At 43.3% G+C, this 23,923-nt stretch carries 19 protein-coding genes, 1 tRNA gene and 1 pseudogene; 9 read left to right on the top strand and 12 right to left on the bottom strand.

Features of this window, described 5'->3' with window-relative positions:
• Positions 1 to 75: 75 nt before the first annotated feature.
• From KSMBR1_RS10380 to KSMBR1_RS10325, 12 genes are all read right to left on the bottom strand, one after another.
• Positions 76 to 621 carry a 2-oxoacid:acceptor oxidoreductase family protein gene (locus tag KSMBR1_RS10380; protein WP_099325267.1) on the bottom strand — a complete coding sequence of 182 codons (546 nt, stop codon included), beginning with the start codon at positions 619 to 621 and terminating at the stop codon, positions 76 to 78.
• 9 nt (positions 622 to 630) lie between these two features.
• Complete coding sequence (locus KSMBR1_RS10375; protein ID WP_099325266.1) at positions 631 to 1,368, bottom strand: thiamine pyrophosphate-dependent enzyme; 738 nt, start codon at positions 1,366 to 1,368, stop codon at positions 631 to 633.
• Between the two features lies 1 nt (position 1,369).
• Entirely contained in the window at positions 1,370 to 2,464 is a 1,095-nt protein-coding gene (locus KSMBR1_RS10370; protein ID WP_099325265.1) for a 3-methyl-2-oxobutanoate dehydrogenase subunit VorB, read from the bottom strand.
• Between the two features lie 36 nt (positions 2,465 to 2,500).
• Positions 2,501 to 2,704: an ATP-binding protein gene (locus tag KSMBR1_RS10365; protein WP_099325264.1), complete on the bottom strand. Its 204-nt coding sequence runs from the start codon at positions 2,702 to 2,704 to the stop codon at positions 2,501 to 2,503.
• Positions 2,691 to 3,479 carry an NAD(+)/NADH kinase gene (locus KSMBR1_RS10360; RefSeq protein WP_157820519.1) on the bottom strand — a complete coding sequence of 263 codons (789 nt, stop codon included), beginning with the start codon at positions 3,477 to 3,479 and terminating at the stop codon, positions 2,691 to 2,693. The genes KSMBR1_RS10365 and KSMBR1_RS10360 overlap by 14 nt, the downstream gene beginning before the upstream one ends.
• 154 nt (positions 3,480 to 3,633) lie before the next feature.
• Positions 3,634 to 5,568, bottom strand: coding sequence for a 1-deoxy-D-xylulose-5-phosphate synthase (gene dxs / locus KSMBR1_RS10355; RefSeq protein ID WP_099325262.1), 1,935 nt, complete (start codon positions 5,566 to 5,568; stop codon positions 3,634 to 3,636).
• A gap of 53 nt (positions 5,569 to 5,621) precedes the next feature.
• Complete coding sequence (locus tag KSMBR1_RS10350; protein ID WP_099325261.1) at positions 5,622 to 5,873, bottom strand: exodeoxyribonuclease VII small subunit; 252 nt, start codon at positions 5,871 to 5,873, stop codon at positions 5,622 to 5,624.
• Positions 5,874 to 5,971: 98 nt separating this feature from the next.
• A complete protein-coding gene (gene xseA, locus KSMBR1_RS10345; RefSeq protein ID WP_099325260.1) occupies positions 5,972 to 7,210 on the bottom strand; it encodes an exodeoxyribonuclease VII large subunit in 1,239 nt (412 codons plus the stop codon).
• Positions 7,211 to 7,216: 6 nt separating this feature from the next.
• A complete protein-coding gene (locus KSMBR1_RS10340) occupies positions 7,217 to 8,014 on the bottom strand; it encodes a TIGR00282 family metallophosphoesterase (protein WP_099325259.1) in 798 nt (265 codons plus the stop codon).
• Positions 8,011 to 8,511: a pantetheine-phosphate adenylyltransferase gene (gene coaD, locus KSMBR1_RS10335; protein ID WP_099325258.1), complete on the bottom strand. Its 501-nt coding sequence runs from the start codon at positions 8,509 to 8,511 to the stop codon at positions 8,011 to 8,013. The genes KSMBR1_RS10340 and coaD overlap by 4 nt, the downstream gene beginning before the upstream one ends.
• A gap of 17 nt (positions 8,512 to 8,528) precedes the next feature.
• Positions 8,529 to 11,378: an LPS-assembly protein LptD gene (locus KSMBR1_RS10330; RefSeq protein WP_099325257.1), complete on the bottom strand. Its 2,850-nt coding sequence runs from the start codon at positions 11,376 to 11,378 to the stop codon at positions 8,529 to 8,531.
• 8 nt (positions 11,379 to 11,386) lie between these two features.
• A complete protein-coding gene (locus KSMBR1_RS10325; RefSeq protein ID WP_099325256.1) occupies positions 11,387 to 12,493 on the bottom strand; it encodes a DegT/DnrJ/EryC1/StrS family aminotransferase in 1,107 nt (368 codons plus the stop codon).
• Between the two features lie 372 nt (positions 12,494 to 12,865).
• Here KSMBR1_RS10325 and KSMBR1_RS10320 point away from each other — a divergent pair.
• From KSMBR1_RS10320 to KSMBR1_RS23410, 9 genes and pseudogenes are all read left to right on the top strand, one after another.
• A tRNA-Arg gene (locus KSMBR1_RS10320) sits at positions 12,866 to 12,939 on the top strand.
• 104 nt (positions 12,940 to 13,043) lie between these two features.
• Complete coding sequence (nadB, locus tag KSMBR1_RS10315; RefSeq protein WP_099325255.1) at positions 13,044 to 14,651, top strand: L-aspartate oxidase; 1,608 nt, start codon at positions 13,044 to 13,046, stop codon at positions 14,649 to 14,651.
• A gap of 136 nt (positions 14,652 to 14,787) precedes the next feature.
• Positions 14,788 to 15,201, top strand: coding sequence for a secondary thiamine-phosphate synthase enzyme YjbQ (locus tag KSMBR1_RS10310; RefSeq protein ID WP_099325254.1), 414 nt, complete (start codon positions 14,788 to 14,790; stop codon positions 15,199 to 15,201).
• A complete protein-coding gene (locus tag KSMBR1_RS10305; RefSeq protein WP_099325253.1) occupies positions 15,202 to 17,304 on the top strand; it encodes an FAD-dependent oxidoreductase in 2,103 nt (700 codons plus the stop codon). It abuts the gene before it with no gap.
• Between the two features lie 37 nt (positions 17,305 to 17,341).
• Positions 17,342 to 18,013, top strand: a complete 672-nt coding sequence (locus KSMBR1_RS10300; RefSeq protein ID WP_099325252.1) for a methylenetetrahydrofolate reductase C-terminal domain-containing protein — start codon at positions 17,342 to 17,344, stop codon at positions 18,011 to 18,013.
• Between the two features lie 56 nt (positions 18,014 to 18,069).
• The gene (locus KSMBR1_RS10295; RefSeq protein ID WP_099325251.1) at positions 18,070 to 18,723 is read left to right on the top strand and encodes a DUF3782 domain-containing protein; all 654 of its coding nucleotides are present in this window, start codon (positions 18,070 to 18,072) and stop codon (positions 18,721 to 18,723) included.
• 480 nt (positions 18,724 to 19,203) lie between these two features.
• Positions 19,204 to 22,542, top strand: a complete 3,339-nt coding sequence (locus tag KSMBR1_RS10290; protein ID WP_169703997.1) for a helicase-related protein — start codon at positions 19,204 to 19,206, stop codon at positions 22,540 to 22,542.
• 1 nt (position 22,543) lies between these two features.
• Positions 22,544 to 22,843 carry a DUF1016 N-terminal domain-containing protein gene (locus KSMBR1_RS10285; protein ID WP_099325250.1) on the top strand — a complete coding sequence of 100 codons (300 nt, stop codon included), beginning with the start codon at positions 22,544 to 22,546 and terminating at the stop codon, positions 22,841 to 22,843.
• A 349-nt stretch (positions 22,844 to 23,192) separates the two neighbouring features.
• Positions 23,193 to 23,653: pseudogene (locus KSMBR1_RS23410) on the top strand (IS200/IS605 family transposase).
• Positions 23,654 to 23,923: the final 270 nt, after the last annotated feature.

The raw sequence follows: 23,923 nt of genomic DNA, 5'->3' as shown, positions 1-23,923 counted from the left end.
TAAAGATGAAATATCCATGAGCTTATGGCACAAAAAATATTAAAGCGGGGGGGATATCACGGGAAAGGTAAAATTCTATACGTTGAGGGAATGTATTGCTTGCATGCCTTTTTCCAAAGCTTGCTGGTTGATAGCCAGTAAATCCTTTTTTCTTCCACACAATGAGATATTTAGCTGGCCTAGAATGCTCTCGGCAGTAAATAATTTTTTTACCTCCAAATAAGCGCCCAGCATAACAATGTTGGCAACTAACACATTTCCCAGTTTACTGGCAATTTCCGTTGCCGGTATGGGATATATTTTCACATCGGGAAATGAATCAAATTTAACCATAGAAGAGTTTAAAAGCAACAAACCGCCGTGCGTTATCAAGTCTTTATATTTTTGATAAGAAGGCTGGTTCATGACGATCAGTGTGTCAGCTTCTTCTATGAGCGGGGAAAATATTTCTTCGCTGGAAATAACGAGGTGATACACCGCGGTGCCGCCTCTTACCTCGGTGCCATAGGAAGGAAAATATGTTACGTAAAGGGAGTCCGCTATTGCAGTCTGTGCAAGCAATTTCCCCAGCAGCATCATGCCTTGTCCGCCAAAACCCGCCAAGATAATCTTTTCCGTCATTCTGCTTCTTTACTCCCAATCCTTTACAATACCGAGGGGAAAGGTACCGGTCATTGTTTCATCAATATGCTTCATAGATTCGTTTGCGCCCATTCTCCAGTATATCGGGCAGGGGGACAATATCTCTATCAAAGAAAAACCTCTCTTTTCCTTTTGTGTTTTAAATCCTTTTTCAATTGCTTTTTTCGTTTTCCGGATGTTTTCAGGAGACGAAAGGCTTACTCTTTCAATATAGCTGCTGCCCTCAAGGACAGACAATAATTCACAGATACGAATAGGATATCCATCGTTCGAAGGATTTCTGCCTTTAGGCGTCGTGGCGCTTTTCTGCCCTATCAAGGTTGTCGGCGCCATCTGGCCGTTTGTCATGCCGTAGATTGCATTGTTGACGAAAATAAACGTAATATGCTCTCCCCTGTTTGCCGCATGAATAATTTCAGCCATACCAATTGCCGCTAAATCACCATCTCCCTGATAGGCAAATACAAAATGATCCGGGTGTACCCTCTTGATACCGGTGGCGACTGCAGGCGGTCTGCCGTGTGCGGCTTCGCACATGTCAATATCAAGATAATTATACGCAAGAACGGCGCACCCAACGGGGGCAAGTCCGATGGTTTTGCCACGAATGCCCCACGCATAAATAATTTCGGCAATAAGTCTTAGCACAATTCCGTGTCCACAGCCGGGACAGAAATGTGTTGGTGTGTCTATGAAAGTTTCCGGTTTTTCGTAAATAGCCTGCATATTATTTCACCCCGGCAAATGGTAAAGGTGTCTTTGCCGCCATGTTTTTCGGCAATATTTCCACTATTTTATTTATTATTTCCAGAGAAGTAGGTACGCCGCCGCCTGTTCTGCCATAAAAGTGGACAGGACATCTTCCTTCAACCGCAAGCCTAACGTCTTCCACCATCTGGCCGGCGCTCATTTCAACGGCTAACAGGCATTTTACCCGTTCAGATATTTTTCTTATATATTCACCCGGAAAGGGCCACAATGTTATCGGGCGTATTAGTCCGACCCGGAATTCAAACTGGGCACTTTTTCTCATGGCTTCCTTACAAATACGCGCAGAGGTGCCGTAAGCCACTAATACAACGTCCGCCTCGTCAATATTCACGGCTTCATACCGTACCTCATTTTTCTCGATTTCCTTATACTTGTTCTGCAACTTGGCGTTAAATACCTCTAATTCCCCTTTGACGGAATAAAATGATTTTATTATTCTCCTGCTGCGGTTATCAGCGCCGGTCAGCGCCCAATCTTTTAACGGCAGATTTTCCCTGAATTCCTTTTTAAATTCGACCGGCTCCATCAGTTGCCCTATCTGTGCGTCTCCCAGGATCAAAACAGGGTTGCAATACCTATCCGCCAAATCAAATGCATCATAAACAAGGTCTGCCATTTCCTGGACAGAACTAGGCGCAAGCACTATTAACCGATAATCGCCATGTCCGCCGCCTTTGACCGACTGAAAATAGTCCGCCTGCGAAGCGGAGATATCGCCTAAACCAGGCCCTCCGCGCTGAATATTGACGATAACACAGGGGAGCTCGCTTCCCGCAAGGTAGGATATGCCTTCCTGCTTCAGGCTTATTCCGGGGCTGGACGAAGAAGTCATAGCGCGGCCTCCGGCGGCTGCACTGCCATGCACCATACTTATGGCGGCAATTTCACTCTCCGCCTGAATGAATGTGCCTTTTACCTGAGGCATTCTCACGGACATATAATTAATCAGCTCATTTTGAGGCGTAATGGGATACCCATAATAGTATCGGCAGCCTGCATAAACTGCCGACTCTGCGGCAGCTTCATTGCCCGTTAGTAATTGTTTCATAATACGCAGTATCTAAAAAGTTGCATGAATTAAACAGCATCAGTTATAAATTTCTATTGCAACATCAGGACACATTATGGCACATTTTTTACAACCGTCGCATTTTCCCCCTTCTTTAAATCTTACGGGGTACAGTCCCTGATCATTCAGTGTTTCCGAAATAACCAGAGAATTATGATGGCATACGGGAACGCATAAAAGGCATCCCTTGCAATAATTTTCCTTTATCTTAATTACGGCCATAATTCGGAGGTCCTCCCCAGTTTAATTTTTCACGCAAAACACCGTAAAAAGTCCTTTCTCCGGTATCAACCATTTGTATTTCAATATCTGACCGTTCGACCATCACCTTATCTCCACCTTCCAATTCGGTATATATTTGCCCGTCAACGGTCATGCCGATGCTTGGAGATTGCGACAGCGGTTCGATTTCAATCTTCGTATTGCCGGAAACCACCAATGGTCTGTTTGTGAGCGTATGGGGACAAACGGGCACTATAATAAACGCGTTCAAATCCGGTGTTACTAAAGGTCCCCCGGCAGATAAGGAGTGTGCCGTTGATCCTAAAGGCGTTGATATAATCAGTCCATCAGCCCTGTATGTTGCAACGTCTTCGCCATCGATAAGCAATCGTATGGAAATTAATCTCGATAAAGAAGACCGGGAGATGACGACGTCATTTACGCCTATTGACTCACAAATAACCTTGTCCCTCCGTTGAATGCGGCAATGAAGAAGCATTCTTTTGCGTATCGAATACTTTCCGGAAAAGATTTTTTCCATAGACTTGCAAACTTCCCGTTCCGTGATTTCTGCCAGGAAACCGAACCGCCCCATGTGTACGCCAATAATGGGTATCTGATTCCCGGACAGTTTTCTGCAGGTGGACAAAATAGCGCCGTCGCCGCCAAACACCACGGCCATTTCATATATGCCTTCAGGGATTTCGTCCTGAGACAAATCGACAATCGCTGTTTCGACATATTTATTAAGCCATGGCTTTAAGCCCGACACCATATCATGTATTTTTTTCTTTGTAAAATTTCCTAGCACGAGGATTTTTTTCATTATTCACCCTAAGCTGGCACAGCCAGAACCAAACAAGCACGAAAACAGTCCTCAGTCCTCAATCTGCAATCTACCGACTGTAGCTTGTAGACTGCCGAAGCTACTAAACGGCTAAATGCCGCTTACCTGTATTTGCGAATGAGCCTTTTATTTCCGTTAGATCGAGAGATGCAATAAATGTATCTGCAATACCGTCAGCATCCAAACCAAGATTTTTCAATATAACCTCTCTTGGCCCATGTTCCATAAATCTGTCAGGAATACCCATCCTTACAATTTTGCCCGCATCCTCTTTTTCATCAGAAACCATCTCAAGCACGGCGGAGCCGAAACCTCCCGCAAGCGCATGGTCTTCAACAGTAAGAATCAGTTTGTGTTTTCTTACTAATGACAAAATAAGTTTTTTATCAAGGGGTTTTGCATATCTGGCATTTACTACCGTGGCTTCGACGCCTTTTCCCGACAATTGTTCCGCCGCCTGCAGGCATCTTTGTACCATACAACCATACGCCAGAAGCACGCCGTCTTTGCCTTCTCTTAGAATCTCAGCCTCTCCAATCCCAAACGGCTTGCATTCCAAATCGATTTTTTCATCGGGTATATTTTCTTTTGGATAGCGAATTGCAATTATCTCATCAGAATCGATGGCAATCTTTAGCATTGCCCTTAGTTCGCTTCCGTCTTTAGGGGACATCAATACAATGCCGGGCAAATTGCGGAGATACGCTATATCAAACACGCCGTTATGGGTAGGGCCATCATTGCCAACCACCCCGGATCTGTCCATGACAAAAACTACTGGATTTTTTTGTAAACAAATATCATGGAAGACCTGGTCATATGCCCTCTGCAAAAATGTGGAATATATTGCCACCACAGGCTTCAATTTTTCGGTTGAAAGACCGTTTGCAAGTCCAACGGCATGTTGTTCACAAATACCCACGTCAAAATATCTGTCCGGGAATTTTTCCCCAAAGGAAATCATACCCGTGCCGTCCGGCATAGCCGCAGTAATGCCTACGATAGAAGGATTCGTTTTTGAGAATTCCACCAGCGCATCGCTAAAAACTTTTGTGTAAGAAATTTTCCCTGCATCCTGTACCTCTTTCTCTATTTTGCCTTCAGAAAGCTTAAATTTCCCGGAGCTGTGGAATTGCGTGGGGTTTTGGTATGCAGGTTCAAAACCACGCCCCTTTTCTGTTATCACATGCAGCAACACAGGGCCGTTTAAATGCTTAATATCATTTATTGTTTCTGTTAATACCTTAAAATCGTGCCCGTCAATCGGCCCGAAATAATTGAATCCGAGGTCTTCAAAAATACGCCCCGGAGTAGCACCGATTTTTACCAATTCAACAAGATGTTCCAGTGTTTTCTCCATAGGCTTCCCAAGCACCGGCAATATTTTTATCAAACCGCGTAACTCTTTTCTTATATCCGCATAAATCGGCATTGTTCGTATTTTGTTCAAATATTTCGAAACTGCCCCTACGGTGTTGGAAATAGACATCTCATTATCATTTAAGACAACAAGTAGATTTTTCTTAATATCGCCTGCATGGTTTAATGCTTCCAGAGACATACCAGCCCCTATGCCGCCATCTCCCACCACCACCACAATGGATCGTTTGTATCCGATAATCTCATCTGCACATGACAATCCCAGGGCGGAAGATATCGCATCACCGCTATGGCCGCATGTGAAAGGATCATATACGCTTTCATTTTTATCCGGAAAGCCGCTGAGTCCTTTATATTGGCGCAGTATGGAGAAATGTGTTTTCCTGCCGGTAAGTATCTTGTGGACATACGCCTGATGGCCAACGTCCCAGACAATTCTGTCTTTCCTGAAATCGAAACAATAATGGAGCGCCATCGTCAATTCCACCACTCCGAGGTTTGAGGAAAGATGTCCGGGATTTTTTGATATGACGTCCACAATAAAGGAACGGATTTCACTTGCCAGTTTGGGCAAATCTTCCGGGTTTAACTTTTTCAGGTCTTCCGGAAATTCAACGGAGTCTAAGATATTATTCATTTGTCTCTTTGGTATTGTTTATTGTTAAAAATCTCTCTACACATATTATTTTTTTACGGTGCGTTATTCGTGTCATTCGTACTGTTATCAATAAAATCTCTGGTGCTGAAAGAGCCATTTTCATCCTTTACCAATATCTGGATTTTTTTTTCTGCCTCGTCCAGCATAGAAACACACTTTTTGTACAATTTTATGCCATTTTCATATTCAGATAACGTTTCATCGAGGGGCATATCTCCCTTCTCCAGTTTATCAACAATTTTTTCAAGTCCCTTTAACGCCTCCTCAAATTTTACTTTTGCCATATACTACAATGCCCATCATCAATCAGAAATTTTTGCTTATATATACGCTTATTTTAACGTTCTTACCTCTCCTACCAATATATTTCAGGCAATCCCGCTTACCCTTCAATTTCAATTATCGAGGAAACAAAACTGCCATCATATAATCTGGTTCTTACCTTTGTACCGGACGACAGTTCCTTGCAGGATTTTACAGGGATATCATTCTGCAGGACAGTGGTAATTGAATATCCTCTTTGCAGCACCTTTAGCGGGCTTACGCTCTCCAGTCTGTTTGCAAGTCCTTTCAACTGCTCCTTTTCCATTTTCAAGGTATGACCGCACAACATAACCAACCTTTGCATATTCTCGTCCAGTACCTGTTGTAATCTATGTATCCTGTCAAACGGCCTCTTAAAGGGAAAGCTATGTTCCGCTCGTAACAAACGACTTCGATCTGTTTTTATTTTATTATAGAGTGATTGTATAAGTCTAGCTTTAATTTTTTCCAAAGCATCTGTTAACTGATCATAGCAGGGAACTACCAGTTCAGCAGCCTCTGTCGGGGTCAACGCCCTTATGTCTGCGACCAGGTCAGAAATAGTGACATCAATTTCATGCCCTACTGCGGAAATGACGGGTATCTTTGAGGTAAAAATGCTTCTGGCAACAACCTCTTCATTAAACGCCCATAAATCTTCCAGGCTCCCTCCGCCTCTACCCACAATAATCACATCAATCCCGGCAATAGTATTCAGGTTATCAATGGCATTGGCAATTTCCCGGGCAGCGCCCTCGCCCTGAACCCTCACTGGATAAATGAGGATTTCCATCTTCGCAAACCTTCTGTTGATGACATTCAGGATATCCTTTATTGCCGCACCGGTAAGGGATGTTACGATGGCAATCTTTTGGGGAAGCAACGGAAGGGGTTTCTTGTAGCATGGGTCAAATAAACCCTCCTTCCCCAATCGTTCTTTCAGTTTCAAAAATGCCTGTTGAAGTGCACCAAATCCTTTTGGCTCGATGTTTTCAATGATTATTTGATATTGTCCGCGGGGCTCGTAAACAGTGATAGAACCAAAGGCCAGGACTTCCATTCCGTCCTTTAAGTCAAATTTTATCCAGTTGGCGACGGATTTAAATATGACCGCCTGAATCTGCGCATGTTCATCTTTCAGCGTCAAATACAAGTGGCCGGAGGATGGTTTTTTTAAATTGGACACCTCTCCGGTAATCCATACGTGGGAAAACCCCTGTTCCAGCGAGTTCCGTATCTTACCGGTAATCCCGGAAATGGTCAGTATTCTCTTTTGACTCCTTACCGCATCTGATATAAGAGGAAACAGATTATTCATTGCTGCTCAACTTGCTTCTTTTTCTTTCACTTCGATTCTCATTATGCTTTCGGCCCTTCCTGTTTGGCTGTCCACAACAATCTTTACACCATTCATCCGCACATCATTCTCTGCCACTTCGAACCGCGTGGGCATTTGCGTCATAATCGCCTTTAGCACGCAATCGGATTTTCTGCCCAATATGGATTCATGAGGGCCCGTCATGCCTATATCGGTTATATAAGCAGTTCCCTTTGGCAATATCTTTTCATCTGCAGTCATTACGTGTGTATGGGTACCGACAACTGCACTGACTCTACCGTCCAGGAACAAACCCATTGCTATTTTTTCGGAGGTCGCTTCCGCATGCATATCAACAAAAATCATCGACGTTTCATTAGAAAGCACCCCCAAAATCTTCTCCACTCCCCTGAAAGGACAATCTATGGGCTTCATGAATACCCTGCCAAGCAGGTTAACCACTCCAATGGGATATCCCAGCTTTGACGTTGCAACCACAAAGCCCTTTCCAATGGCATACGGAGAATAATTAAGCGGCCGTATAATATTTTTATGTATTTCCAGGACGTGAACCTTTTCCTTTTTATCCCACACATGGTCGCCCATAGTGATGACATCCACGCCGTAAGAAAATAATTCTTTTGTGATTTGATCTGTAATGCCGGCCCCCGCTGCCGCATTTTCTCCGTTTGCAATACAAAAATGTATCTCTTCCTTCTCCATAAAAGATTTCAGTTTGTTTTTTATTATCGTGCGTCCCGGACTACCCACAATATCGCCTAAAATAAGGACGTTAACCTTCATGTCGTCTTCTTTCTTTGTAAGCGTTTAAATTTTTGCATTAAACCTCTTTCAACGTCCGGAGGGACAAATTTGCTTACGTTTCCGCCCAGACTGGCCGTTTCTTTAATCAGGGCGGAGTTTAGAAATAAATATTGTTCACTTGCCATTACAAATACTGTTTCTGCATTTTTATCGAATACCCTGTTTGTTAATGCCCGGTTCCGTTCATATTCAAAATCAGATGCCGTGCGTATGCCACGCAGTATAATATTTGTTCCTCTTTTTGCCAGATGATCCACCAGCATACCTTCAAAGCAATCTACTTCAACGTTTTTAAAATCCTTAACATTGTGCCTGATCATCTCCATTCTTTCTTCTACAGAAAACAACGCTTGTTTTAACGGATTACATCCAACAGAGACAATTAGTCCGCTAAAAATAACACTTCCCCGCCGGATAACATCAAGATGTCCATTTGTAACAGGATCAAACATCCCCGGATAAACTGCTGTTCTCATAGATTGCACCCTGTGTATTAAAACCAAAAGCGGCTCGTGGTTTGCTGAAGACCCTTGGGGCTAATATCAAAGCGATAAGAATTATCATTTCTAATGGGGTCTAATTCAAGGGTAATGCTTCCTACCCAGTCATGAAAATAACGGGACAGCACAAAGCTTGTTTTTAAATTTTTCCGTTCCTCGCGTCTCCCCTCGCCGTCATCATCATCGGCTAGCGAGGTTTTCAGATCATATTTTTCCTTCCCCATAATACTCCATTTTTCATTAATCTGGTAATTTGCCGCAAGCATTATCATGGAACTGATATCTCTGATAAACCTATGTCCTGCAAAAAACTGCCAGTCAGGGGGATTGACCACTTCCGCGCCATAAGAAAGGACGTCAAACTGAAACTCTTCAGTATTAAATTCGTTCCTTTCGGAAACAATAGCAACGATATCGTTTAATTGGCAGCGGAAATCAAGATTAATAAAATTATCTTTTCTTACAATAATCCCGTTGATCCCCTCCGTGTAAATGCCGGAATTTGTGGGAAACATATAATAATCCAGGTTGAAATCAATAAAATCCACCGTTTTTTCATGTCCCGGTTTCCCCCGTTTTGTCTGTAATTTGTTTTTCACGCCCATAACCAATATCTGAGAGGAATCCAAAGCATCGATTTCATCATACTGATACAATTCACCCGGGTCACGAGTAACAAAAGGGCTGTAAATATAACGCAGCTCCGGGATAAATATATGACGTAAACGATTAATCCTGAAAAAATCATTGTATACGCTATATGTCCTCCAGTGCGTAGAACTCCAGTCAAGTCCAAATGTAGGAATAAAGCGACCTGTCACATCCCCATGTTCTTCCGCCACCCCGTCTGAGGTGTCTATGCTTTCAGAATACCCGGTAGCCCTCCCCTCGACAAATGGATTAATATTAAAAATCCATGGTTTAAACGGAAAACTTACACGGGCAACACTATCAATTCTTGCCACCGGCCGGGTTTCGGTTGCTTCATTTACCGTTCCAGAATCAAAACCGGTAAGGGTAGGATGGTATTTCCGGAAATCAGCCGATTGTTCAACAGTGTTGTTAAAATACGTTATTGAGCTTTCTGATGAAAACAACATCCGGTTGTCCAAAAGAGGCTCGCTAATGATCTGGTATTTTACCTCAGGAAGCCGTTCCGCATAATTTTTTTCCCTTAAAGAATCTACCGTTGTGTCAAATCCGTTGAATTGCTGATTTACGAGAAACGTCGCCGCCCTGTTATCCTCCGTTCTTCGAAGATAGAATACCGTTTCGCGGTCTTTTTCCGTCTTGAATTCATGTGGTAAATATTCCCTCAGGAATCTTGGGTCGCTCAGATAAGAATATTCCATATCCATGCGCACATCGTACGGCAACTCCTGCCGGTGCCGCCATAATATGCTCCCGCGGTCTTCTTCGTCCACAGGTATGCGATTAATATCATACTCTCCCTGGTCATTCAGATAATATGTTTCAACTGACCCAAACAAATCCTGCCCACGGTAACCAAAGTCAAATCCTGTACCAATACCGCGTTCCTGTAAGTAGTCCAATTTAAATATAAGGTCGCTCCACTCTTTTTGTTTTCCCCCGGTAGCAACATAGAGGTCCCAATTTGTACGAATAAATGTGCCAAATCGGGAAGAGCTTCCAAACTCCCAGTCTTTTAAAAGCTTTTCCTTCTTTTGAATATCAAGTGATAGGTAAGGAAAATATGCCACAGGATATCGGTCGAGGTAAAAAGAATTATATTTTGAAGAGACAATATTATGTTCTTCGCTCTTTATTAACCGGATTTTTTTCCCTTTGAAATGATAATGCGGATGCCCATAACCGCACGTAGTTATCTGGCCGTTTTCGATCTCATAGCGTCCTTTTCCTACATGATGTATTTCTTCCGCAGTGACATGAGCGGGCAAGTCTTTTAGCCCTTCAAATTTGTCTTTTTTGGAACGGAAAGCGGCATCCTGGCCGGAAACATCCTCCTCCTGGCCTGATTGAATAGTTGTCTTGATCTTGCCGTCAACAATAATCCCCCTGTCTTCTGTCATTTGTTCAAAGATACGATCGGCAATGAGAAAATCATTTTCACGGCGCATGGTAACGTTGCCTTCTGCATAGAGTTCGCTAAGAGGCAATGCCATGGATTGTTGTGTCACATCAGGCAAGGCACTTTTATCAAACCACAAGATAATACTATCTGCGTCAATAGTCATGTCCTCTTTTTTGATTTTTACATTCCCAAGGGCAACAACAATGCGCCTGTCACCCTCCTCCCATGAATCGATTTGATCCGCAATAATATCAATCAACTCCTCCCTTTCCCTTTGGTCTTTAGTTTTTATCGTATCAGGGGTTTCCATGGACAGGAACTCTTCTTCTCCCCTTGAACGAATATCTTCTCCCCTGAGGAAAAAAGGCATTGGTTGTTCCTCTTCAAAGAACACTATTGGTAATATATCCGGATTCACCTCAATCCCTGTCAAGGTGACAAATTTTAAGTATACCTGCTCAAATTTTTCGTAATTTTCTCCATGAAACACCGTTACGTCGCCTTCGCAATACACCTCAATGATTGCGTCTTCATACTGCATCGATTCCTCTTCGTGAAACCAGCAAACCACATTGTCCGCAACGATATAAAAAGGCCCCTGCGAAACACCGGCATTCTTTTCAGCAATAAAGACCCTGGTTCCTTCTTTTTTCCAGGTACTTATACGTTTGGCAGAAAGAGAAAAGGGGTTGTGCGCAAGGTTGCCGCCGGAAAGCAGGCTGTCTGCAAAGGCAGGAGCGCTTAATAATAAAAACAAGGTGAGAGTAAAAAGGAGGCGTGTTATTTTCATAAAAAATGCTATTTACGGGTGAAAAAATCCTTTATTTGCTCAATAACAAAATCTTGTTCTTCCCGGGTAATTTCAGGGAAAACAGGTAGGGCCAAAACTTCGTCTGCGGCTTTTTCAGACACCGGCAAGTCGCCGGGTTTATATCCTAAATACGCAAAGCATTTCTGTAAATGAAGGGGTACGGGATAATAAATAACCGTCTCTATGCCCTGTTCTGAAAGATGTTCTTTCAAAAGGTCGCGTTTTGGCGTAGCTATCACATACTGATGATAAATGTGCGTATTGCCGTTCATAATTTCGGGAAGCCTTACGGGCATCCCTCTTAAGTGTTCATCATAATAGGTGGCGACTGTCCTGCGCTTTTCCGACCATTCGTTTAAATGCTTTAGCTTCGTATGCAGGATGGCCGCCTGAAGGGCGTCCAGCCTGCCGTTGATTCCAACATATTCATGGTAGTATCTCGTATTCGACCCATGTACGCGCAGTGCCTTAATCAAAGCCCCCATCTCATCGTCATTTGCCGTTACAAGACCGCCATCACCGTAAGCGCCCAGGTTTTTCGACGGATAAAATGAAAAACAGCCTGCATCGCCCATCGTTCCCGCTTGCTTCCCCTTATAAAAAGCGCCTATTGCCTGCGCAGCATCCTCAATAACATATAATCCTTTCGTTTGCGCCATTTCAAGAATCGCATCCATTTCGGCGCATTGCCCGAACAGGTGAACGGGAAGAAGTGCCTTCGTTTTGCCACTTACCGCAGAGGCTATCTTGCTTACGTCTATGTTGTACGTTGCCGGATCGATATCAACAAACACGGGCAATGCCCCTAATCGTGCAATCGAACCTGCCGTCGCAAAAAAAGTAAATGGCGTTGTAATAACCTCGTCGCCACTCTTAATGCCACATGCCATTAATGCCAACAATAATGCATCCGTACCGGAAGAAACCCCAATAGCGTATTTAGCGCCGCAATAATTTGCCATACTATTCTCGAACGACTCAACGTAGGGTCCGAGAATAAAAGACTGTTGTGCCAACACCTCTAAAACAACAGCGTCTATTTCATTTTGAATACTTTTATACTGCCGCTTTAAATCCTGAGAGGGTATTTTCATAGATAAAATTTCCGCCGTTATCATATAAAACCAAAAACCTTGACAATGCTAACTTATTATATTTAAATCATTTAAAACGGATTATAAACCAACGAAACTATCTTTGTCAATTAAAAAAGAATGCGATGGATGACCGCATTAATTAGTGCCTTATCGGTAATTTCTTTGCTTTTTTTGGCAAAATATTTAATTGTCCCTTCTGCAGTTGGCAATCTACAATCTACAGTCGGCAGTCAGCAGTTTACCAATGACGAGTGACGAAAGACGAAAGACCAATGACCAATGACCAATGACCAATACGTATTAAAAACATTAGCCTTGATTTAAATTAACCATTTTTTGTAAAATTACATTGCAAATCAGATTTTCCACGCCCCTATAGCTCAATTGAATAGAGCGTTGGCCTCCGGAGCCAAAGGTTGCAGGTTTGAATCCTGCTGGGGGCATTTAACTCCTAACATGTTTCCACGTTGAGCTTTACAGTAATTATGATGAGGGGTAAGCTCCCTTTGTTCATACCGGTCTAAAAATATTTTATATCCTTATCCCTATGAAAAAACGTACAGTTCCGAAACGATACCTCATTTCTTTCGACACCCGCACGCTTTCTCACATCTTTACCGATATACTTGTGGTAGGGAGCGGTGTCGCCGGCCTAAGCGCCGCCATCCAGGCGTCAAATCATAGCTCCGTACTCATTATTACAAAAGATAAAATCGACGAGAATAATACCACCTATGCGCAAGGCGGCGTTGCCGTGGTGTTGTCTCCAGGAGATAATATCTCAAAACACAAAAAAGATACCTTAACGGCAGGGCAGGGTTTATGCAACGCCGCGGTTGTTAGCAAGATTATTTCCGAAGGCCCGAAGCGGGTACAGGAAATGATCGAATGGGGAGCGGAATTTGACAAGGAAAACGACCATTTAATCTTTACACAGGAAGGTGGACACGGTTTTCCCCGAATAATACGCGCCCTTGGCGATTCAACGGGAAGAGAGGTGGAGAACACTCTCATACACCGTATAAAGAAAAACAAAAACATCAAGGTATTCGAATATACATACGCAATTGACCTTATTACGGACGACAATGTCTGCCATGGCATAGCGGCGTGGCACCCTAAAAAGGGAACCACGTTAATATGGGCAAAACAGACCATTTTAGCAACTGGGGGATGTGGTCAGGTTTACCGGGAAACGACCAACCCCGGCGTCGCCACCGGGGATGGGCTGGCAATGGCATATCGCGCCGGCGCTGCCCTTCAGGACATGGAGTTTGTCCAGTTTCACCCCACTACATTATATATAGCCGGTGCGGTGCGTTTTCTTATTACCGAGACGGTAAGGGGCGAAGGCGGCATACTGCTAAATAAGAACGGCGACCGGTTTATGCCAAAATATCATGAAAAAGCCGAGCTTGCACCCAGGGACGTAGTAAGCCAAAGCATTTTGAAAGAAATGCGGGAAACAGGCAATACACATGTATATCTGGACATTCGCCATATCCCCAGGAAAAGACTTTTTACACGTTTCCCGAAAATTAAAGAAATTTGTGAATCTTTCGGCATTGATATCTCCAAAGACCTGATTCCGGTGCGCCCAAGCGCTCATTACATGATCGGTGGAATAAAGGTAAATCGTTTTTCAATGACCACCGTGAAGCACCTCTATGCATGCGGAGAGGCGGCATGTACGGGCATGCATGGCGCTAACCGTTTGGGAAGCAACTCCCTGCTGGAAGGGCTGGTAATGGGAAACATTGCCGGGATAGAAGCCTGCAAATCGGCACAAGGCATTAAGACAAATCTCACTCCATTATCAATGAATGAAAAGCCGGGAGCCTCCAAGATAAGCTGGCTTGACCTTGAAGACATTGGGAATTCCCTTAAAAGTCTTATGTGGAGGAATGTGGGAATTGAGCGCAACGAAAAGCGCCTGCTTCAGGCGGAAGAAATGATAGACATGTGGTGTAAATATGTAATGGATAAGGAATTTTCAAACCCGGAAGGCTGGGAATTACAGAACATGCTGCTTGTTGCAAGTCTTATTGTGTCATCGGCATACAAACGCAGGGAATCACGCGGCGTTCATCACCGTACCGATTATCCGCAAACCGACGATATTCACTGGAAAAAACACCTTGTTTTGATGAAATAGCAACATTTTGCCCCCCTGTTAATTGTGAAATCCGAAATCCGAAACACGAAATCCGAAACAAATTCTAATGACAAAATGATTTGAAATTTTAAACAAATGCATCTTTACAACAATTTTGAGCATAAACGGGGTAAAAATGAAATTTTCAACGGAATACCTTACTTTTAATACGAAGAAACACCGGGAATTGATTAATATTACGAAAGAGGTAGAAAGGATACTCATCGGCAGCGGTATAAAGGAAGGCATGGCGCTGGTTTCCGCCATGCATATTACTGCGGGAGTTTTTATAAACGATGCAGAATCAGGGCTGCATCGGGATATTGAAGAATGGCTGCAAAAACTGGCGCCTGAAGGGCCTGATTATTTCCACCACAGAACCGGAGAATCCAATGGAGACGCACATCTGAAGAACCTCCTTGTCGGCCATCAGGTGATAGTGCCTGTAACAAAAGGAACATTGGATATGGGACCCTGGCAGCAAATATTTTACGCAGAGTTTGACGGACAACGTAACAAAAGACTGGTTATTAAAATAATGGGAGAATAAATGTTTGCAATGACAATGAATAACATACAGACAAAACAGAATATATGCACCGGGGAAGAAGCTCCGTGCGTTATGGCATGCCCTATCCGGCAGGATGCGCGTGATTATGTACAGCTTATCGCCCGGGGCCTTTTTAAGGAAGCGTACCGGCTTGTCAGGGAGAGAAATACGCTTCCCGCATCATGCGGACGCATATGTACCCATCCCTGTGAAACAAAGTGCAGAAGGAACAGCACGGACAAACCGGTAGCAATCGCATGGCTCAAGCGCTTCCTCAGCGATAATTATTCCGAAAATATTTACACCAGGCCGGAGCAAACATATCCCGAAAGGATCGCAATAATTGGAGCGGGACCGGCAGGGCTTGCCGCGGCAAATGACCTGGCGCTTATGGGATACTCCTGCACGATATTTGAATCAAACCCGCATCCGGGAGGCATGCTGCGCATGGGCGTCCCCACATATCGTCTGCCAAGGAATGCCATTGACCAGGATGTTGAATTCATACGGCAACTGGGGGTCGAAATAAAATACAACACCACTTTAGGGAAGGATGTTACCTTTGACAGCCTGAAAAAAGAAGGATATGCCGCTATTTTTATAGGCGTTGGACTATTTGACAGCCGCAATTTACCAATAGAGGGGGCGGAGTATGACGGTGTGTTGAAAGGCATATCTTTCCTGCGCGAGGTCAATGCTACAGGAACCGTTGAAATTGGGAAAAACGTGCTGGTTATCGGCGGCGGAGCCGTTGCGATGGATTGCGCCAGAACCGCCTTGAGGCTTAAAACGGAAAAGGTGTCGGTCGCATGCCTTGAATCACGCAATGAAATGCCTACCACCGATTTTGAGATTGAGGAAGCCGTTCACGAAGGCGTTATATTGTACAATTCCGTGGGGCCAAAACGCATTCTGGGAGAACACGGAAGGGCGACAGGACTTGAAACACTCAGGGTAAAATATGTTTTTGATGAACAAAAACGTTTTCATCCTGCTTTTTACGAGGGTTCGGAATCTGTCATAGAAGCCGATACCATTATCCTGGCAATAGGCCAGACGTCCAACCTCTCTTTCCTGAAAAACCAGGAAGAGATTGAGGTTTCACGAGGGGCGACAATCGTTGTTGACCCAAATACCTTTGAGACTTCGATGCCGGGTATTTATGCCGGAGGAGACATTGTACTCGGAAGAGGCACCCTCACCGAAGGCCTTGCTCAAGGGAAAAAAGCGGCAATCTCCATTCATAATGCGCTGAGAAACGAAAAACGAAGCGATGAAAAATGGGCAGATAAACCGGAGGTGCCCAAACTGGCGGACGCAAGAGTTCCTCTCGTTAAAAAAGAACAGAAGCAGGATATGCCCATGCTGTCGCTCGCAAAGAGATTAAATTCCTTTGATGAGGTGGAATTGGGATTTTCTCCCGAAGTTGCCGTCAGGGAGGCCCAACGGTGTATGAATTGCGGGGCCGGTGCGTATGTGGATGAGCATTTATGTGTTGGCTGCATTACCTGCGTAAGGGTGTGTCCTTTTGATGTGCCGGAATTCAGAAACGGTGAAATAACGGCTTACATCGGCGGAGATTGCCAGTCATGCGGTTTGTGTATTGTGGAGTGTCCCGCAAAGGCCATACGCTTTAAAACGCCGCTGGAAGATAGCGGCAGAGAGAGATTGAAGGCCCTTTTTCAGGACGTCTCGGTTCAAAAGACAAGACCATTAATCATCAATTTCTACTGCCAATACGGTTCGCCAGTCGTCGGCAGTGTTGAGGGCAAGAGCAATGCTGTCATAGAAAAACACGTGAAACGCATTGGCGTATTGGGGCTTGGAAAGGTGGAACCCTCCTTATATCTCAATGCGCTTGAATGGGGCGCCGACGGCGTCTTAATAACGGCATGCAAAGAAGACGAATGCCATTTCTGCGCAGAATACGAATGGATAAAAAAACGCTCGGAATATGTGTCAGGATTTTTAAGCGAAATAGGGATGGACGCAAGGATATTTCAGACACATTTAGTTTCATCGCAGACAGACAATGCGTTTGTGGATATTGCCGTCCAAATGGTAAAAGATGTTGAACAAATCAACTTAGTAAAAAGTGTGTAAACTGAAAAAAAACTTCTTTACATAAAGGTGTATAAAAATGATTGTCGCTGATGCAAAACCGTTTAACGAAATAGAACAAATGCTTTCGGGATGTAAAAAGGTATACGTTGTCGGATGTGGTTCATGCGTTACCATCTGCCACACCGGCGGCGAAAAACAGGTAACGGAACTTGCCGCAAAGATCCGGCTTGCCTCAAAGTTAAAAGGGAAACCCGTTGAGGTGGTAGAGGGTTCGGTACTTCGGCAGTGTGAATGGGAATTTATAGAAGAAACAAAAAATGTGGTTGAGGATTGCGATGCCGTTTTATCCATTGCATGCGGTATAGGCGTGCAATATATGGCGGAACGGTTTCCAAACGCAAGGGTATTTCCCGGGTTAAATACAACATTCATGGGGGCGCCTACGGAGCAGGGAGTTTTCTGGGAACGCTGCGCCGGCTGTGGTGATTGTATTATTAGTACCACCGGCGGGCTTTGCCCGGTAAGCCGGTGTGCAAAGAGTCTGCTAAACGGGCCGTGCGGCGGCTCACAAAATGGGAATTGCGAGGTTTCGGAAGAAACACCATGCGTTTGGAATCAGATATATGACCGGCTTGATGCACAGCAATTATTGTCAACAATGGAAAACATTGTCCCTCCAAAAGACTGGCGCACCGGCGCAGAAAACCATCCCAGAAAAATGGTGCTGGAACACCTGGTTATGAAATAATTGAATGTATAATATTGCGAATCGTTATCAGCAAGTCCTATGAGGAGATCGGAAAAATGACTACTCAGGAAATGGAAAAAAGTATTCAGGAAATATGGAAGTTGTTTAAAGAGACTGATGGGCGGTTTAAGGATACAGACAAGGAAATTGACAAATTGAGCAAGTCGGTTGAAGAAACCCGCAAAACATCAGAAAATACCAACAAGGCAGTGTATGCACTCACTGGAAAATGGAGCAGGTTTGTAGAGGGACTCATAGCGCCTGCAACCGAAAGGCTGTTTAAAGAACGGGGAATAGAAGTAGACAAGGTATTCCAGAGGGTAAAGACACACAGAAATGGTGACGAAATGGAAGTGGATATCCTTGCGATAAATGGTGAATATGCCGTGTTGATAGAGGCGAAAAGCACGTTAAAGATAGAGGATGTAAAAGAACATATAGAGAGACTCGGGAAATTCAAGACCTTTTTCCCGGAATATATCGGAAGGAAGGTAGTTGGCGCAGTAGGCGGGATAGTAATGGAGGAGGATTCTGATAAATATGCATACAGAAACGGATTGTTCGTTATCGGTGAAAGCGGAGAGGCTGCGGTGATATTAAACGATAAAGGATTTGAGCCAAAAGTGTGGTATGAACCAATATTTTTCTCGTGCTGCCAGGAGTTTCCACCTGACAGCAACGTCAGGGTTGAAATTTTCGTAACACTTTAGATTTTTGAAAAAACACCTGTGCGGGTTCAGGTTTGTAACCTGAACCAAACGTTTTATGCTTCCAATCCTGCCTTCTATTAGCAGAAAAATGACAAATAAATCCCATATGCCAAACAGGGTTTTTACCGCAGTAAGTACATGACCCCATTATACGCATAAACTCATAGGTTCAGGTTGCAAACCTGAACCCGCCTGGAATCGTGTGATGCTTGCGCTGAATAGTTACGAAAACTTACAAAAAATCGGGAATGCTCCCCTTATGGATTGTCCCAGTATTTGAAAAGTGCACACCCCTCTCAAGAGGGGAATACAAGAAGTCCCCTCTTGGGAGGGGATTAAGGGGTGGGTGAACTGTTACTGAAAATTAATATTCAATATTCAATGTAAAAGAATAGAGGCAAATGAGCAACAATTTGAGAATTGAATATTGAGAATTGAATATTGAACATTTTTCCAGGAAAGAAGATAATACATGAACCTATGAACAATACTTCAATCCGTGACAATCATAAAAATGGAACAGTCGGCCAATTCCTTATTGATAATGTAAAGCAAGGCGCCGGTTTATCAATAGTCTCGGCATACTTCACCATTTACGCATACAAACAATTAAAAAACCAACTCGACCGAACAGATCACCTAAGGTTCCTCTTTGGTGAGCCATCCTTTATCAAATCACTGGACCCGGCAAAAACCAACAGGCGCGACTTCAAAATCGAGGACGATTCACTGGTAATCCCAATTGAAAGCCTCTTAAAACAAAAATCCCTTTCCAAAGAATGCTCGGATTGGATTAAAGAAAAGGTTCACGTCAAATCCATGGTGAAACCAAACTTCCTGCACGGCAAGCTTTATTTGATGGAAAATCCAAACGGGGTTAAAGAAGCGGTCATGGGGAGTTCCAATTTCACTGTTCATGGACTCGGAATGGGCGGAAGCCCGAACATCGAATTGAATATGGTTATCCAGGACAGAAGGGATTTGGATGACCTGACAAACTGGTTTAATGAGTTGTGGAACGACACAACAGGACTCGTCGAAGATGTTAAAGCCGAAGTGCTTAAAGACCTTGAACAATTTTATATTGAAAATGAACCGGAGTTTATTTACTTCAAAACCCTGTTCCACCTCTTTGGGAACTATATTGACGAACAAAAACGCGGCGGTTTGCTGAATGAACGCACCGGATTTTTTGAAAGCGAAATATGGCATAAGCTGTACGACTTTCAGAAAGACGGCGTAAAAGGGGCCATCAATAAAATCCTGAAACACAACGGCTGCATCATCGCGGATAGCGTCGGTTTGGGCAAGACTTTTGAGGCGTTGGCGGTAATCCGTTATTTCGAATTATTGAATTACCGCGTTCTTGTGCTCTGCCCAAAAAAACTCTCGGCTAACTGGACGATTTACCAGGCGAGCCAAAACAACGCACTTAATCCGTTTACCAAAGACCGGTTTAACTATACCATTCTGTACCATACCGACCTCGGCAGAATAACCGGTAAATCCGATGCAAACGGCATAGACCTTGAAAACTTCAATTGGGGCGCCTATGACCTTGTAGTTATCGATGAGTCACATAATTTTCGGGGCAATCCGATGGAAAAGGCCAAAGATGACGGCGCCATCAAAATGAACCGTGCCAAATGGCTGATGGAAAAAATCATCAAGTCGGGATTGAAAACAAAGGTACTCATGCTTTCTGCTACGCCGGTCAACAATAACCTTCGCGATTTAAGAAATCAAATCTCACTCATTACGGAAGGCGAAAATGATGCCCTCTTTGAGAGTACACAAATCAAGGATATTGCCCTTACACTCAGGAATGCCCAGACACAGTTTACATTTTGGGCTGACCATAAAAAGAATCCCGACAGAACAGTTAAGCAATTAATGGAACGCCTTGATTCATCCTTCTTCAAATTGCTGGACGAACTCACTATTGCCCGGAGCAGAAAGCACATAAAGGGTTTTTACAATATTGACGCCATAGGGCAATTCCCAGAACGGTTAAAGCCTCATTCCCTCTACCCGAATATTGATATAAAAGACCGCTTTTTTACCTACGATGCGCTGAACAAAAAAATCCTGCAATACAAGCTTTCGGTATTTAATCCTTCTGCCTATGTGAAGGATGAAAAGAAGCAGAAATATGAAGCGTTAGCCGGAACGGAAATCCTTGCCTTCAAACAAAGCGACCGTGAGCACTTCCTTATCGGAATGATGAAGGTAAACTTCCTGAAACGCCTGGAAAGCTGTATTGAATCATTTGAGATTTCAATGGACAGAACAATTCAGAAAATCGAAAAACTTGAAAGCAGAATCAATGAATTCCTTAAATCAAACGCTAAATCGCAGGAAGAGGTTTTGGAAACATTGGAACCGGATGAAGACGAATTAGAAGAAAATACCGACGACCTTGAACAATGGCAGGTAGGGAAAAAATTGAAATTTGATTTAGCTGATTTACGTCTGGAAGATTGGTTGAACGATTTAACAAAAGACAAAGAAGCCCTCAATGAGTTGTATAATACGGCAGTTGCGGTGACCCCGGAACGTGACGCAAAACTGAAAGACCTTCAAAAACTAATCGAACAAAAAATTAATCAACCACTGAACAGCAACAACAGGAAGGTAATCGTTTTTACCGCCTTTGCCGATACCGCTCAATACCTATATAATTGTCTGAAAGAATGGGTGAAAAAAGATTTGAAATTGAACATTGCATTGGTAGCGGGGAATACCAACCAAACCACATTCGGCAAAAATGATTTTTCAAACATCCTCGCCAACTTCTCACCCGTTTCTAAAAACAGGGAATTAATGAAATCCATGCCGCAGGAAGTGGAGATAGATATACTGATCGCCACTGACTGCATCAGCGAAGGGCAGAACCTACAGGATTGTGATTTTTTGGTTAACTACGATATTCACTGGAATCCCGTTCGCATCATTCAGCGTTTTGGCCGTATTGACCGGCTGGGAAGCAGGAATAAGAAAATCCAACTGATAAACTTCTGGCCTACCAAAGACCTTGATAATTACATCAACCTGAAAGAACGCGTGGAGTCCCGGATGGCATTGGTTGACGTTACCGCCACCGGCGAAGACAACATACTGAATACCGAACAAATAGAAGAGCTTATCACAGATGATTTGAAGTACCGTAACCGGCAACTGAAAAAACTGCAAAAAGAAGTGCTCGACCTCGAAGAAATGAGCGAAAGCATTTCGTTAACCGATTTTACCCTGGATGATTTCCGCATCGAATTGCACACATTTTTGGAAAATAATAGTAAGAAGCTGGAAGATGCGCCCTTTGGTTTATATGCCGTCGTGCCTTCACCATCTGGCATTCATGCGCAAAATACAGATGCAAGCCGCTTTACTCCAGCCGAAAAGAATATTATCAAACCGGGTGTGGTATATTGCCTGAAGCAAAAAGGCGACACCGGCGGCAACGAAGAAGTAAACCCATTGCAACCTTACTTTCTGGCATACATTCGCGAAGACGGAACGGTTCGTTTCAATTACACCAACGCCAAACAGATACTGGAAATCTACCGCCTGATGTGTCAGGGGCGCAAAGCGCCTTATGAGAAGCTTTGTGAATTATTCAATACAGAAACCAGGAATGGCGAGGAGATGGGTAAGTATACTGAATTGCTAAAAAAAGCCGTATATGAAATAAGTCATGTATTCAGAAAACGCAGCAATCAAAAACTCACCACTGACCGTGGTGCATTATTGATACCACAGTCGAAACAGGTGCATGATTTGGATAATTTTGAGTTAGTAACGTGGTTAGTCATAAAGTAATATGAAATTTGAATTCTTAGTTAATACCATACAGCAGACCCATACTGCCTTGCAACAATCGGCTGTAACGGCAATTAACCGCCATATTACAATCCGTAACTGGCTAATTGGTTTTTACATTGTTGAGTATGAGCAAAAAGGGGAAGACCGGGCTACCTATGGCGAAAACCTATTGCAAAATCTTTCGGAACGTTTTGATAATAAAGGATTATCTTGCCGTAACTTAAAGCTATTCAGGCAGTTTTACCAAACCTATCCGCAAATCAGGCGGTCACTGACTGCCCAATTGATGCTACCGTAAAATCGTCAGCCAGTGACTGACCAATTGCATAGTATCGATATGCAAGTCCCACCGGATAAACTCATCCCCTTATAGGGATAAACCCAAAGCTATCTGTTTCGCTGGTGGATTCTTTACTTAAAATGTTACAAAAATTGTAACATCGCAGGGTGCGTCCTACTCGCTGATTTAACCCTGACAGAGTTTTGAAACCCTGTCAGGGCTGCGGAATAGCTGAAAAAATCATGTTTTTCAAAAAACTAAACTGGTACAATATGACAAAAAGCCCGAAGGGCTGGTATGATTATAGCCAAAGAATAACCACAAACAACAACCCCAAAGGGGTGAAATGATTATAGAATAAAAAATCATGTCTGGAACATTCACACAAATATACATACAGGCAATCTTTGCCGTAAACGGCAGGTCGAATCTGCTGCAAAAACCCTGGAGAGATGAGGTGTTCAAATATATGGCTGGTATCATCAAAAATAAGGGACAAAAGTCTATAATCGTTAACGGCGTTGCCAACCATGTGCATATATTTATAGGGTTACAACCGTCCATGGCTATTTCTGATTTGGTCAGGGATGTGAAAAACAATACGACGAATTTCATTAATATGGATCGGTAATGATTAGAAGTAAATTTCATGGCAGAAGGATACGGAGCCTTCTCCTATGCACATAGCAGATCGAAACAGTTTACAACTATATTTTGAACCAGGAAGAACATCATAAGCGGAAGACATTTAAGGAAGAATATTCGGATTTTTTGAAAAGATTCAATGTGGAATTCCATGAAAAATATTTGTTTGATTGGTTGGAATAATAAAATAAATAATTGCTATAATAATTACACCCCTTCGGGGTTTGGTGGTTTTCTTTCATTAAATCTATAATAATTACATCCCTTCGGGATTGTAAAGATTGTAAACTGAATCAAAAAAAACGGTAACATGCTAGTTTTGTGAAAACGTCAAAACTGCAAAATACCTTTGTATCAATATATATAGCGGCAATTCATAACTCGAAGAGAAAGCGAAGCGCATGTGAAACGCATTGCCACTACAGGGAAAGGTAATCATCTCATTTGTGGAAT

Source organism: Candidatus Kuenenia stuttgartiensis, assembly GCF_900232105.1.
GTDB classification, from domain to species: domain Bacteria; phylum Planctomycetota; class Brocadiia; order Brocadiales; family Brocadiaceae; genus Kuenenia; species Kuenenia stuttgartiensis_A.
Note: the sequence above shows the minus strand (reverse complement) of the source record. Positions and strands in the feature narration are given on the sequence as shown.